At 40.0% G+C, this 12,190-nt stretch carries 13 protein-coding genes; 5 read left to right on the top strand and 8 right to left on the bottom strand.

Annotated features, from left to right (window positions below; genetic code table 11):
* The first annotated feature begins 88 nt into the window (after positions 1 to 88).
* Positions 89 to 1,369, top strand: coding sequence for a 3-isopropylmalate dehydratase large subunit (gene leuC, locus ABYK33_RS09055; protein ID WP_373032826.1), 1,281 nt, complete (start codon positions 89 to 91; stop codon positions 1,367 to 1,369).
* On the opposite strand, the gene ABYK33_RS09050 is transcribed toward leuC, so the two are convergent.
* The 6 genes from ABYK33_RS09050 to rpsU all read right to left on the bottom strand — a co-directional run bounded on the left by ABYK33_RS09050 (position 1,366) and on the right by rpsU (position 7,023).
* The gene (locus ABYK33_RS09050) at positions 1,366 to 2,097 is read right to left on the bottom strand and encodes a succinate dehydrogenase/fumarate reductase iron-sulfur subunit (protein ID WP_373032825.1); all 732 of its coding nucleotides are present in this window, start codon (positions 2,095 to 2,097) and stop codon (positions 1,366 to 1,368) included. The genes leuC and ABYK33_RS09050 overlap by 4 nt on opposite strands.
* Entirely contained in the window at positions 2,088 to 3,692 is a 1,605-nt protein-coding gene (locus ABYK33_RS09045; protein ID WP_373032823.1) for an FAD-dependent oxidoreductase, read from the bottom strand. The genes ABYK33_RS09050 and ABYK33_RS09045 overlap by 10 nt, the downstream gene beginning before the upstream one ends.
* The gene (locus ABYK33_RS09040; protein WP_373032821.1) at positions 3,692 to 4,624 is read right to left on the bottom strand and encodes a D-2-hydroxyacid dehydrogenase; all 933 of its coding nucleotides are present in this window, start codon (positions 4,622 to 4,624) and stop codon (positions 3,692 to 3,694) included. The genes ABYK33_RS09045 and ABYK33_RS09040 overlap by 1 nt, the downstream gene beginning before the upstream one ends.
* Positions 4,625 to 4,632: 8 nt before the next feature.
* Entirely contained in the window at positions 4,633 to 5,499 is an 867-nt protein-coding gene (locus ABYK33_RS09035; protein WP_373032820.1) for a glutaredoxin domain-containing protein, read from the bottom strand.
* A gap of 11 nt (positions 5,500 to 5,510) precedes the next feature.
* Positions 5,511 to 6,674: a formate-dependent phosphoribosylglycinamide formyltransferase gene (gene purT, locus ABYK33_RS09030; protein WP_373032819.1), complete on the bottom strand. Its 1,164-nt coding sequence runs from the start codon at positions 6,672 to 6,674 to the stop codon at positions 5,511 to 5,513.
* A gap of 136 nt (positions 6,675 to 6,810) precedes the next feature.
* Positions 6,811 to 7,023 carry a 30S ribosomal protein S21 gene (gene rpsU, locus ABYK33_RS09025; protein ID WP_309494262.1) on the bottom strand — a complete coding sequence of 71 codons (213 nt, stop codon included), beginning with the start codon at positions 7,021 to 7,023 and terminating at the stop codon, positions 6,811 to 6,813.
* A 122-nt stretch (positions 7,024 to 7,145) separates the two neighbouring features.
* On the opposite strand from rpsU, the gene ABYK33_RS09020 reads away from it, so the two are divergent.
* Together ABYK33_RS09020 and purN are read left to right on the top strand one after the other, a co-directional pair.
* Positions 7,146 to 8,564: an NAD(P)H-hydrate dehydratase gene (locus ABYK33_RS09020; RefSeq protein WP_373032818.1), complete on the top strand. Its 1,419-nt coding sequence runs from the start codon at positions 7,146 to 7,148 to the stop codon at positions 8,562 to 8,564.
* Positions 8,565 to 8,618: 54 nt separating this feature from the next.
* Positions 8,619 to 9,176, top strand: a complete 558-nt coding sequence (purN, locus tag ABYK33_RS09015) for a phosphoribosylglycinamide formyltransferase (RefSeq protein ID WP_373032817.1) — start codon at positions 8,619 to 8,621, stop codon at positions 9,174 to 9,176.
* On the opposite strand, the gene thpR is transcribed toward purN, so the two are convergent.
* Entirely contained in the window at positions 9,173 to 9,670 is a 498-nt protein-coding gene (thpR, locus tag ABYK33_RS09010; protein WP_373032815.1) for an RNA 2',3'-cyclic phosphodiesterase, read from the bottom strand. The genes purN and thpR overlap by 4 nt on opposite strands.
* 97 nt (positions 9,671 to 9,767) lie before the next feature.
* On the opposite strand from thpR, the gene ABYK33_RS09005 reads away from it, so the two are divergent.
* Positions 9,768 to 10,040: a DUF4389 domain-containing protein gene (locus ABYK33_RS09005; RefSeq protein ID WP_373032814.1), complete on the top strand. Its 273-nt coding sequence runs from the start codon at positions 9,768 to 9,770 to the stop codon at positions 10,038 to 10,040.
* 500 nt (positions 10,041 to 10,540) lie between these two features.
* On the opposite strand, the gene ABYK33_RS09000 is transcribed toward ABYK33_RS09005, so the two are convergent.
* A complete protein-coding gene (locus ABYK33_RS09000; RefSeq protein WP_373032812.1) occupies positions 10,541 to 11,419 on the bottom strand; it encodes a GyrI-like domain-containing protein in 879 nt (292 codons plus the stop codon).
* Between the two features lie 294 nt (positions 11,420 to 11,713).
* On the opposite strand from ABYK33_RS09000, the gene ABYK33_RS08995 reads away from it, so the two are divergent.
* The coding region (locus tag ABYK33_RS08995) for an NADP-dependent isocitrate dehydrogenase (protein WP_373032811.1) at positions 11,714 to 12,190 on the top strand (477 nt) is incomplete at its 3' end.

The following is a 12,190-nucleotide window of genomic DNA, read 5'->3' as shown; positions in this document are numbered from 1 at the left end:
GTCACATGAGCCAACTGCTGAAGTTGCAATAGCGGCAGCGTAGTTTTTTGGACTTTGTTCAAAAGCGTCCTATCCGAAGGATAATAAAATGAAACAAACTATGACAGAAAAGATCTTCTCAGAACATGCAGGGCGTGAAGTGCATGCAGGAGAGATCGTTAGAGTAGAGATCGATATGATCATCGGGAATGACATTACTACCCCTATCTCCATTAGAGCGTTTGAAGAGTCCGGTGCAGAAAAGATGGCTAGACCAGATAACTTTGCTTTAGTGATGGATCACTACATCCCGGCAAAAGACATAGCCTCAGCAAACCAGGCTAAGATATCTAGAGAGTTTGCCTATAAGCATGACCTCAAATATTTCTTTGATGAAAAAGACATGGGTATTGAGCATGCTTTGCTTCCAGAAAAAGGACTTGTGCTTCCTGGTGACGTGATCATCGGTGCAGACAGCCACACGTGTACTCATGGTGCGCTTGGTGCATTTTCTACAGGTATGGGAAGTACAGACCTTGCTTTCGGGATGATCACGGGTGGTAACTGGTTTAAAGTACCTGAGACTATCAAAGTAGAGTTAACGGGTAAACCGGGAAAACACATCTACGGTAAAGACATTATTCTGGAACTTATTCGTCAAATAGGTGTGGATGGCGCTTTATACAAAGCTATTGAGTTTGTAGGTGACGCAATACAATATTTAGGGATGGCAGATAGATTTTCTATCGCTAATATGGTTATCGAAGCAGGCGCTAAAAATGGTATCTTCGCAGTAGATGATGTTACTCTAGCATACCTTGAAGATAGAAAAGAAGCCAACGGCGGCCTAAGAGCTGAACCTAAGATCCATGTTTCAGATGCAGATGCTGAGTACTGTCAAGTGATCAGCATCGATACATCGACACTTTCACCGGTGATTGCTTACCCTTTCTTGCCATCAAACGGTAAGCCTGTAGAACAAGCTGTGGCAGATGATTTGAAAATAGACCAGGTGATGATAGGTTCATGTACAAACGGGCGTATAGAAGATCTACGTATCGCAGCAGAGATCATGAAAGGTAAAAGAGTTGCACGTCATACACGTATGATCGTAACTCCTGCCACACAAAAGATACTCCTTCAGGCACAACATGAAGGTTTGATGGAGATCCTTATCAATGCAGGTGCAGTGGTTTCTAACCCTACATGTGGAGCATGTTTGGGTGGATATATGGGTATCTTGGGCGATGGTGAGCGTTGTCTTGCTACAACCAACCGTAACTTCGTAGGCCGTATGGGTGCAAGAACTTCAGAAATTTATCTGGCAAACTCAGCTGTTGCTGCAGCTTCAGCTATCGCTGGAAAGATCGTGGATCCTAGAGATATCTAAACCCCGGCATTGGGGTCGAACCCAAATCCTCCACCGCCAAAATCTGGCGTGCCAAAACTCTGTGTAGCAAAAGAAGGATCATCGTAACCTTCCTGCACAGAGATCCCTCTTAACATAGTGATGTCCATTTTCGGGTCTATACCTTTAGGACAGACAGCTGTACACTCTCCACATAAAGTACAATCCCACACTCCATTGCTCTGAATGTTATCTATGATGTTTTTAACACTGCCTTCACGTTTGTCAGTGCTGTAACGGTAGGCACGTGTTAATGCAAAAGGCCCGAGGAAATCAGGATTGACTGCATAGACAGGGCAGGCAGAATAACATGAGTCACAGAGTATGCAGTCTGTTTGTGTTTCAGAGAGTTTTTCATCGCTGTGTGTGAGAGAAGCTTCTTGTGAGCTGTGTAGCCAAGCCGTACTCTTTTCGAGTGTCTCTTTCGCTTTGTGTTTATCCACTTTAAGATCACGTAATACAGGATGATACTGAAGTGGTTCTATGATATCTCCGGGTTTTACTTTATACGCGCATGCAAGCTCTTCTCTTCCGTTGACACGAACAGCACATGTACCGCATACTGAAGCACGACAGCCAGCTGAAAAGGTAAGTGTGGCATCTTGTGTTTCTTTAATGTAGGTCAAGGCATTCAAGAGAGGAATCTCACCTGCAGGAAGTGTATAGAGTTGATGAGTACTGGTTTCAGAGCGAAGAATTTTTATCTGCATGTTTCTTCCTTCTTCCATTGTAAAACAATATGTTTTCTTAAATCTTCATTTTCACTTTCAAAGCCAACTTTGTAATGCGCTCCACGACTTTCATCTCTGGCAATGGCTGCGGAGATGATGGTGGGTGCCAGAAGCAGGGCATTTTGAAACTCCAAAAACTCAATGAGGTTCTGGTTATTTGTCGGGCTTCTGTCTGTAATGCCCATCTCTTTTTTTGTGACTTGCATCGTGATCACTTCGTTGAGGGCTTCATGGAGTTGGTCATTCTCTCTGACAATACCGACCTTTTCATAAAAAAGATTTCCGAGCATCTCTCTATAGGGATAAAAATTAACATTCTCTTTTTGTGATAAAAATGCTTCTATCTCTACAGAATCTTTCTGTTGTTGTGTATTATCTGCAGCTTTGTTGCTTGCATACACAGCGTGTTTATACGCATTTTCTCCTGCAAGTTTTCCAAAAGCTGTAATTTCAAGCAGAGAATTCCCGCCAAGACGGTTTGCACCATGTACTTTGGCATTGGAACACTCACCCACAGCAAAGCATCCCTTGATCCCATTCACTTCCAGGGCATAATCTACGTCTATACCACCCATAGTGTAATGCGCTACAGGTTTGATGGGGATAAGCTCAATTGAGGGATCAACATGTTCATGCATTTTACATAGTTCCATCTCTTGCGGGAGAAGCTCCATGAGTTTCTCCTCTCCTAAATGGCGTACATCCAAAAATACACGTTGTCCTTCTTGTATTTGGTAGAAAATGGCACGTGCTACTTCATCACGAGGTTTGAGTTCATCTACAAAACGTTCACCTGATTCATTTACCAGGTATCCACCTTCCCCTCTGGCGCTTTCAGAGATGAGAATACAAGAGTGTTTGAGTGCTGTAGGATGAAACTGTATGAACTCCATATCAGATACGGCTCCGCCTGCACGCAGTACCGCAGCCACACCATCCCCCGTGGAACCATACGCATTGGTGGTAAATCCATGGTAGAGTGAGCTATACCCGCCTGTTGCCAGGATGACAGACTTTGCATTGATCTGTTTGACTTCTCCTGTGCGGATATCTAAAAAAGTAGCGCCTTTGACTGTATCTTCCTGGATGATGAGATTAAGAAGATAGTGTTCGTCTAAAAAGTCTATCTCTTCTTTGAGACAAGTATCATACAGGGTGTGGAGTATTTTTAACCCTGTGTAGTCTTGTGCATAACATGCACGTTTGGCCGAAGCACCACCCATTTGACGCTGGGCTATGGTCTGAGTACCGATCTTACCATTGTCCAGTCTTGAAAAAGGTACACCTAAGCGCTCTAGCCATGACATGGTTTCAGGAGCATCTGCACACATATGTCTGACCATATCTTCGTCACAAAGCCCATGAGCAGATTTGATCGTATCTGCGATGTGAGAACTGATATGGTCATCTCCAGCATTCCCAAGGGCAGCATTGATACCCCCCTGAGCCATAGAGGTTTGTGAGTTGGTAGGGTAGGTTTTACCTATTACAGTGACAGAAGCACCCACTTTTTTTGCAGCAAGTGCAGCTGTGAGTCCTGCACCTCCAGAACCGATGACCAGTACATCTATCATTATTTCTCCATAAATACACGAATATTTTCTACAATACCTTCAAGAAGCTTTTTTCTAGCTTCAATACTTGCCCAAGCCATGTGAGGAGTGATAAGGAGTCTCTCTTTGTGTCTAACCTCGTTCAGTCTATTGGTTAACGTCATAGGTTCTTGTTCCAGTACATCTAATCCAGCGTACAATGTACGTCTGTCAAGTTCAAATGCCAAGTCTGTTTCATTGATGATACCCCCTCGTCCGAGGTTTAAAAGAATTGCATTATCTTTCATATAGGGTAGATTGTTCTCATTGATGAGGTTATAGGTATCATCATTGAGTGGAGCATGAATAGAAATGATATCACAGTCTCTGAGAATAAATTCTAAACTCTGATGCGGGTAGGCATGATGAAGATTCTTCCCACTGGTAGAATAATAACTTACTTCTGCTCCAAAAGCAGTAGCAATTTTAGCGACCTCCTGGCCTATATTACCTAAGCCGATGATCCCCCATCTTTTTCCAGAGATCTCATAGAATGGACGACTTACATCTGTAAATAGCCCTGATTCACTCCATGAAGCATCTTTGACCACAGCATCATAATACGCCATTTTTTCCAGTAGATAGAGTCCCATCGCAAAAGTATGTTGTACAACACTTTTAGTGGAATACCCTGCAACGTTCTTGACCTCTATGCCTTTAAATTTAGCAGCATCCAAATCAATATTATTCATACCTGTAGCAGCGATACAGATCAGTTTGAGTCTTGGCGTCTCTTCCATCATGTTGGCGGAAATGACTACTTTGTTTGTGATAACGATATCTGCTATCTGGATACGTTCAAGTGCTTGCTCCGGGGATGTCGTCTGGTACACGGTAAGTGTGCCAAAAGATTCAAGAATACGAATGTCTAAGTCGTCACCCAGTGTTTTAGCGTCAAGTAATACAATGTTCATATTTTTCCTTAATTTTGAGGTGTTGGTATAGTGTTATTGTCTTCACATGAAGGGATTTCGGTGATCGTGATGGCACAACCGGCATCTTGCCCTGCTCCTAAGAAGTCTGAAGACAGCTCCAGTACACTACTGCTTTGTGACGGTGGAGCAATGACTTCTGGTATAAGTACTTCATCCTGTATCTTTGCTTCAAAATGTGCGATGATCTTTTTGTCACCCTTCAAGAGTGTCATGCCAGATGTGTCTTTGATCACAAGAACAGGGATGGTCGCAATGTCAACAAACTTTAAAAACCCTCTGGCATTTACATTTTGTGCCGAGATAGCAGTATAGTCTATCTGCTGTTTTGCAAAATACGCTTTTACTTTTTTACAATGACCGCAGGTATCAGACTGTATGAGATAGATGCCGGGAGTTGTGATAAAAGATCTATTTTGAGGAATGGCAAGGGTACTTAGTCCTAAAAGTATAGAAAGGACGACAACAATAACTACAGGGAAGTTTTTAAGATGGTTAAAGAGTGTGATCAGTAGCAAAGAAGAGAAAATTCCTAAACAAAAGAGACATGCTTCAGGATTGACTATGAACTGGTAAGAAAGTATGGTGGCTTCAAAGGCTATGGCAGCATAAAGTAGCATAAAAAAAAGTGTTTCAAAAAATGTACTTTTAAGTGAACGGTAACCTAGAAAAAATAAAGCAAGTACACTTATGAAACCAAAGTAGTTGAGATAGATAGGGTCAAATTTAAGGAGTTCTCCGGCAAGTTTACACCCAACCTCTCCACAAAGAGAAGTATGCTGTAATTTCATATAGGTCTCAACACCAATATACACAAGTAATAAAAAGGGTAAAAAAACTCTAGAAAAAATACGCATATATGCTCCTGTTAGTTATCTGAAATGCTCTCTACTATAGCAGTTGCTCTTCTTTTTGCTTCTTCTACTTCGTCCAGCACAAGACTTACCGCCATACGACGGCCTGCATGTGAGTCCGGTTTTCCAAAGACCCTTACAAAACTGTCTTTTGTAAAGGCATTGTCAGGTACTTCAAGTGTCGGGTTATGGCTTTCATTTTTGGCTTTGTATGCACCACATGCACCTGAACCGTAAGTAGTGTAGTCCAGTGGTAGTCCAAGTACTGCTCTTACATGCAGGGCAAACTGGCTCTGGCTTTGTGTGATCAGTGTCACCATCCCTGTGTCATGAGGACGTGGGCTCAGTTCTGAGAAGTAGACTTCGTCATCTTTGACAAAGAACTCCACACCGAAGATACCGCGACCACCGAGACCATCAGTTACTGATTTTGCGATCTCTTGTGCTTTTTGAAGTGCTTCCGGAGTCATTTGCATCGGCTGCCATGAAAGGACGAAGTCTCCGTCTTTTTGTACATGTCCGATGGCATCACAAAAAGTAGTACCTGTTTCGTTACGTACAGTGAGAAGGGTGATCTCATAGTCAAAAGGTACAAACTCTTCTACGATGAGTTCTGAAGCATCACCACGAGCCTCTTTGGCGATCTCCCATGATCTTTCTATATCATCTGCTGTTCTGGCTATACTTTGTCCATGACCAGATGAACTCATTACCGGTTTAATGACACATGGGAAACCTATACGATCACCTGCTGCTTTAAGTCCATCAAGCGTAGTGACAAATTGATATCCACTTGTTTTAAGTCCGAGTTTTTCTGCTGCAAACACACGGATATTCTTACGGTTCATTGTTTTATTGACTGCTTCAGCATTTGGGATCACATGAAAACCTTTGGCTTCTGCTTCAAAAAGTGCTGCAATGCTAATGGCTTCAACTTCCGGCAAGATAAAACTAGGCTGCTCTTTTTCTATAAGTGCTAGTACTGCTTCTTTGTCTTGCATGTCTATGGCATACGAACGATTTGCTACAAGATGTGCAGGTGCATTCTCGTATTTATCAACAGCGATGACTTCTATACCAAGTCTTTGTGCCTCAATGGCAACTTCTTTACCAAGTTCACCAGAACCCAGGAGCATGATCTTGATAGCGTCTTTTTGTAATGTGGTCGTAAATGTCATAAGAAAACCTTCGAAAAAATATTAGATTATTTTAGCGAAAAGTTAGATAATGTGTAATGAGTTGAGGGAAAGTTTGTGGGAGTTTGGGTTTAAAAGTGCGTTGAGTAGCAGGGGAAATGCCCTACTGCTGTAAAAATTACAGTCTAGACTCGTATCTTCTGAGCATGAAGAGTTTTTTAAGGATTTTCTTGCGAGTTGCAATCTTTTCTTTTTTTCTCTTTTCAGTCTCAGTTTCGTGATTTTGTCTAGCTCTAGCTTCTGTCACGATAAGGTTTCTGTCACATTGTCTTTTGAATTTTCTATAAGCGTCATCAAAAGAGTCACGTTGTGTTAAAATAATTCCTGGCATCGAAAAGCACCCCCTTCCTTATCAAAATTTCCCGGTTCTAGACCAAGATAGATAAATATGAATGGGATTATATCGAGTTAGTATTAATTTGTGATAAAATAGAAGGAGTAGAAGGAGTTGAAATGCAAAAAGTATTTGAAAGCTGTTATACGTTGGATCGAAGATGTTATGAAACCTACGGACTGAGTGAAGATATCCTCATGGAGCATGCTTCAGCAGGGATGTCTAATTATATTCGTAAACATTTTCCTTTAGGTGCTTCGGTACTCATCGTAGCGGGTACAGGGAACAATGGTGCAGATGGTATTGCATTGGCACGTCAGCTTCATGGTGATTATGAGATAAAGCTTTATATACCTTTTGAATTACATTCAGCGATGGCAAAAGTACAGCTCGAACGTGCCGGTTTTTTAGGACTTAAAACGGTAGATACATTAACCCAGGCAGATGTGGTGGTGGATGCACTTTTTGGTGCAGGACTAAATCGCAACCTAGATGAAAATACGCAACACATTTTGCATCAGCTCAATGCAATAAAAGCACATAAGATCGCTTGTGATATTCCTACTGGGGTAGGAGAGACGGGCATGCTTATGCCTATAGCATTTCATGCAGATGTGACGATATGCATGGGTGCATATAAAGAAGCTTTATTTTTAGATGCATGTAAAGATGTGGTAGGTGAGGTGCTTCGTGTTGATCTTGGTGTGAGTTCACTTTTTTACGAAGGTCAAAGTCAAACATGCTTGCTCGAAAGATCAGATTTGAAACTTCCAAGCAGGACACAGCAATCCACGCATAAAGGAAGCTTTGGACATGCTGCTGTATTTTGTGGAGAAAAAGAGGGTGCAGGTATTATCTCCGGGATGGCTGCTGCTACATTTGGAGCTGGGCTTACAACATTGGTGGTACATGAAAAAGTCACACCGCCTCCGTACTTGATGCATACAACGGTTGTTCCGGATAATGCATCAGCTCTAGCCATAGGTATGGGGCTGGGGGTTCACTTTGAGAGTGAATTCATACAGAAGTATGTTGTCAAGAGCCATTTGCCTATAGTATTGGATGCAGATAGCTTTTATAATAAAGAGATCTTATCTGTACTGGAACAAAAAGACAGAGAGATCGTCATTACCCCACACCCTAAAGAATTTGTGGTACTGTGGAAGATACTAACAGGGGAACAACTAACCGTAACACAGGTACAAAACAAACGATTTGAGATGGTACGAAAATTCAATGCCAAGTATCCGCATATTACCTTCCTTCTTAAAGGTGCCAATACACTCATCATGCAAGAAGAGAGACTTTACATTAATGCATTAGGATGTTCTAAACTCAGTAAAGGGGGCAGTGGAGATGTGCTTTCAGGTTTGATCGTTTCGCTGCTTGCACAAGGGTATACTGCACTTGATGCAGCCATTCAAGGTTCTTTAGCCCTAGTGATGGCAGCAGAACAGTTTGAGGGCTCTTCTTATGCGATGTTACCTACGGATCTGGTGGAAGAAGTGGGAAAATTAGAGTGTACGGTTAAGGGCTAAAACGCTACAATGCGACCATTATAAGTATTCATATACAAGGTAGGGAAGCATTCAATGGCAAATCGTAAAAAAATAGCCGTACTCTTCAGTGGTAAAGGAAGCAACTTTTCCCATATTGTCAATACTTTACACCAACAAGAGTGTGAGGTTGTCGTTGCTTTGACAAATAACCCGAATGCCGAAGGTATAAAGATCGCTAAAGAAGCCTCTATTCCTCTTGAGATCATTGATTCAAAAGCCTATAAAAGCCGCGAAGCCTTTGATGCTGTGGTGGTTGAACGACTACAGAAGTATAACCCCGAGTTGACAATACTTGCAGGCTTTATGCGCATCTTGACACCTACCTTTACAGAACAGATCAAAAGTATCAACTTACACCCCTCTTTACTTCCCAGACATAAAGGACTTCACGCCATAGAAAAAAGTTATGAAGATGAACATACCCATGGTGGTGTGAGCGTACACTATGTAACTTCTGAGCTTGACGGAGGAGAAGTGATCTTGCAAAAAGAGATCGCGAAAGAGGGCTTGGATTTTGAAGCCTATGATGAAAAAGTACGAAGCATAGAAAAAGAGGCACTTGAAGAAGCTATCGTGGTTGTACTAAGTTAAACACCTATCTTGTATTTACACGTATACTCAGCACCTTTTGAGCTTAATGTACTCTCATAAAGATTGATCTGTGGGAGTATCATCCCCAATGTTTTTTCACGATAGGTTTTGAGCTTCTCTTTGTAGGCTTTGTAGTTATGGATGGTTTTGATACGGCATAGTGTAATGTGTGGTTTGAAACGGTAGAGGTCAAAACCTGCATCTCTAAGTTCCATGGCTTTGTCGTATAGAGCTTTCTCCTCACTTTTGGAAAAAAAGACTCTAGGTGGTCTCCCAAAATATCCTAATGCTTCTATAGCTGTTTGATTCTCCAACGCAGATACCTCTTTGAGTTTGTCAATGACAGGAGTTACCTCTTTGATATCACCTAGAAAGATCCAGGTCAAATGCAGGTTTTCCTCTTCTATCCATTTCCCTTCAATGATGTCTTTAAAATCCTCTTGTATGGAAGCATAGTCATCCAAGATGACGGGTGAAGCGATGAAGAGTCTCATGGCATTCCTTTTTTTGTGATTAACTATGATATTTTGACATACTTTTTCACTTTTATCTTTGTGTGTGATATAATTAAACTAAAAAGAGAGAATAATCATGGAAGAGATCGAAACAAACGAACGGGAAAAACCAGGATTAGCAAGAGCACTTTATATACTTTTATATCTGATCATAGCCAGGTTCGTATCAATGGTCCTTTTTGTCATTGCTATCACCCAATATATTTACAGTTGGTTGACAGGTGAACCCAATGATAAGATCTTATACTTTACCGAGGGTTTGGCAGAATACACAAAACAGCTTGTCTCCTACATAGGTTTCAATACAGATGAAAAACCATGGCCTCTAGGCGACTGGCCGGATGTTTAAACAACAGTTTACACTTTCTATTTAGTCTGGAAGTCCAATATCGTTCGTGTATATCTACCTAGATGGAAACCTTATAAAAGATATCCATATGGAAGATTTTATAAGGTTTCTATTTTTTCATTAAACCAATCACAAAACAAAGTTCTTTTTCTAATAAGCTTCCTACGGATAATATCCATATCCATATCCATATCCATATCCATATCCTTATTGCGATTGCAAGAAATAACTTATTTAGGGAGCAAAATATCCTTTTATTAAGATATTTCAATATTTAAAGTATAGCAAAAGTCTTTTGTTGTAAAAACCTTATAAAATATATAACTTTATAAGGTTTTCTCCTATAGTGACTTCCCTGCCTTTTTTGACAAATTTGATTACTTTTTTATTGTAGGTGTTCTTCCTGCTTTTTCAATAGGTATTCATAGATACCTACTTTTTTCTTCCGTCTAGTCCGAAATTCAAACTCTATTATAGGTTAATAGGTTTAACCACGTAAACTAAAGTCTGATCGACAAATAAAAGCTGATCGAAAACTCCTGATCTTCATTAAGATAATGGTTTTTATGATAGATTGCATAAGGTGGTTTCGTTGTTGTCTGATAGTCACTTTTTGGCAACCATTCATGATACACCCAGTGAATAAACTTCAGCAAATCTCCTCTCTTCCCCTCCAGATCAAACTTAGCATAGACACCACCTGAGATATTGAATTTTGGCAAACGTTGATCTTTTACTTCATTCTCATCATTGGGTATTACACACGCCACATAGTGACACTCATCTAAGGGTGTGATCGTAGGATTATCATGAAAAAGTGACATCTCTTTATAGTCCTTTAGCTCATTCTGATAAACCCAGGTTTGAATTTTTTGCCATGTGAGCTTTGATTGATCATATCCATAGCCTCTATGACGGATGTAATATCCAGTCTGTTGTGGAATTTTCACAATTTGAGGCTGTATGAGTTCAAAGTTAGCCGTGGAAGCTTTTGCTGTTGGCGATTGTAAGAGAATTTTATGTGAGTATTGTTTATATCCACCTTTTCTCCAGCTATTGGGTGTCATGGAAAAACGTTCTTTAAATGCACGAATGAAGGAGGTTTGAGAGCTGTATCCACACTCATTGGCTATCTCTGAAATAGTGGAGTACTTATTTGTCAACAAAAGATTTGAAGCCTTTTGGAGACGAATCGACTTAATACTTTCATAAATATTACGTCCAAATACTTCTTTAAAGATCTTATGCATATAAAATTTATTGATCTTAAAATGATCTGCAAGCTCATCAATGTTGATATCTGTATCTATATACTTATAGAAGTAGAACATTAAGTCATTTGATATTTTTATTTTTTTATCTAAAGTTTCTTGTTTCATAATTTGATACTACCCCACTTTAAATAATAATAGTATTAAATTTAAAGATAATTTTTTAAACAAATATAGATAATAAAAATAACAATTATAGATAATTTATAAAAGAATAAATGATAATTATAATACCAAAAATAGTGAAGAATTAAGGTCGGTAAATTTATTATAATTCCTGAAGTTTTTCGCAATCAGAAAAATTGGTTCAACAAAGATGTAGAAGAATTACATTTAGGTGGAGGCTACTAAAATGTAGTTTCTAGACGATTTACATTTAATTGATTAAAATAAGGAACAAACATGTCAAAATTACCAAAAATCATATGGTCAAAAATTGATGAAGCGCCGGCACTTGCTACGTATTCATTACTGCCAATCGTAAATGCTTTTACACAAGCAGCAGGCGTAGAAGTTGTAGAGAAAGATATCTCACTTGCAGGTAGAGTGCTTGCAGCTATGGGAAAAGCAGAAGATGAATTGTCTAAGCTTGGAGAAGTTGTTTTAGAAGAAGATGGAAACATCATTAAGCTTCCAAACATTTCAGCTTCAGTAGGACAACTTAAAGATTGTATTGCTGAACTTCAAGGTCAAGGATATGATATTCCTAACTACCCTGAAAACCCAACTACAGATGAAGAGAAAGCTATTCAGGCAAAATATAGCACATGTCTAGGTTCAGCTGTTAACCCAGTACTTAGAGAAGGAAACTCAGACAGAAGAGCAGCTAAAGCTGTTAAGAAATTTGCACAAAACAATCCTCACAAACTTAGAGCATTC

Origin of the sequence: Sulfurovum sp., from assembly GCF_041562805.1 — a bacterium.
In the GTDB taxonomy this organism is placed as follows: domain Bacteria; phylum Campylobacterota; class Campylobacteria; order Campylobacterales; family Sulfurovaceae; genus Sulfurovum.
This window is presented reverse-complemented; position numbering and strand designations above follow the sequence as displayed.

Excerpts from the sequence above, each read along its gene's own strand:
- leuC (WP_373032826.1), top strand. The coding sequence starts at position 89 with ATGAAACAAACTATGACAGAAAAGATCTTCTCAGAACATGCAGGGCGT.
- ABYK33_RS09050 (WP_373032825.1), bottom strand. The coding sequence starts at position 2,097 with ATGCAGATAAAAATTCTTCGCTCTGAAACCAGTACTCATCAACTCTAT.
- ABYK33_RS09045 (WP_373032823.1), bottom strand. The coding sequence starts at position 3,692 with ATGATAGATGTACTGGTCATCGGTTCTGGAGGTGCAGGACTCACAGCT.
- ABYK33_RS09040 (WP_373032821.1), bottom strand. The coding sequence starts at position 4,624 with ATGAACATTGTATTACTTGACGCTAAAACACTGGGTGACGACTTAGAC.
- ABYK33_RS09035 (WP_373032820.1), bottom strand. The coding sequence starts at position 5,499 with ATGCGTATTTTTTCTAGAGTTTTTTTACCCTTTTTATTACTTGTGTAT.
- purT (WP_373032819.1), bottom strand. The coding sequence starts at position 6,674 with ATGACATTTACGACCACATTACAAAAAGACGCTATCAAGATCATGCTC.
- rpsU (WP_309494262.1), bottom strand. The coding sequence starts at position 7,023 with ATGCCAGGAATTATTTTAACACAACGTGACTCTTTTGATGACGCTTAT.
- ABYK33_RS09020 (WP_373032818.1), top strand. The coding sequence starts at position 7,146 with ATGCAAAAAGTATTTGAAAGCTGTTATACGTTGGATCGAAGATGTTAT.
- purN (WP_373032817.1), top strand. The coding sequence starts at position 8,619 with ATGGCAAATCGTAAAAAAATAGCCGTACTCTTCAGTGGTAAAGGAAGC.
- thpR (WP_373032815.1), bottom strand. The coding sequence starts at position 9,670 with ATGAGACTCTTCATCGCTTCACCCGTCATCTTGGATGACTATGCTTCC.
- ABYK33_RS09005 (WP_373032814.1), top strand. The coding sequence starts at position 9,768 with ATGGAAGAGATCGAAACAAACGAACGGGAAAAACCAGGATTAGCAAGA.
- ABYK33_RS09000 (WP_373032812.1), bottom strand. The coding sequence starts at position 11,419 with ATGAAACAAGAAACTTTAGATAAAAAAATAAAAATATCAAATGACTTA.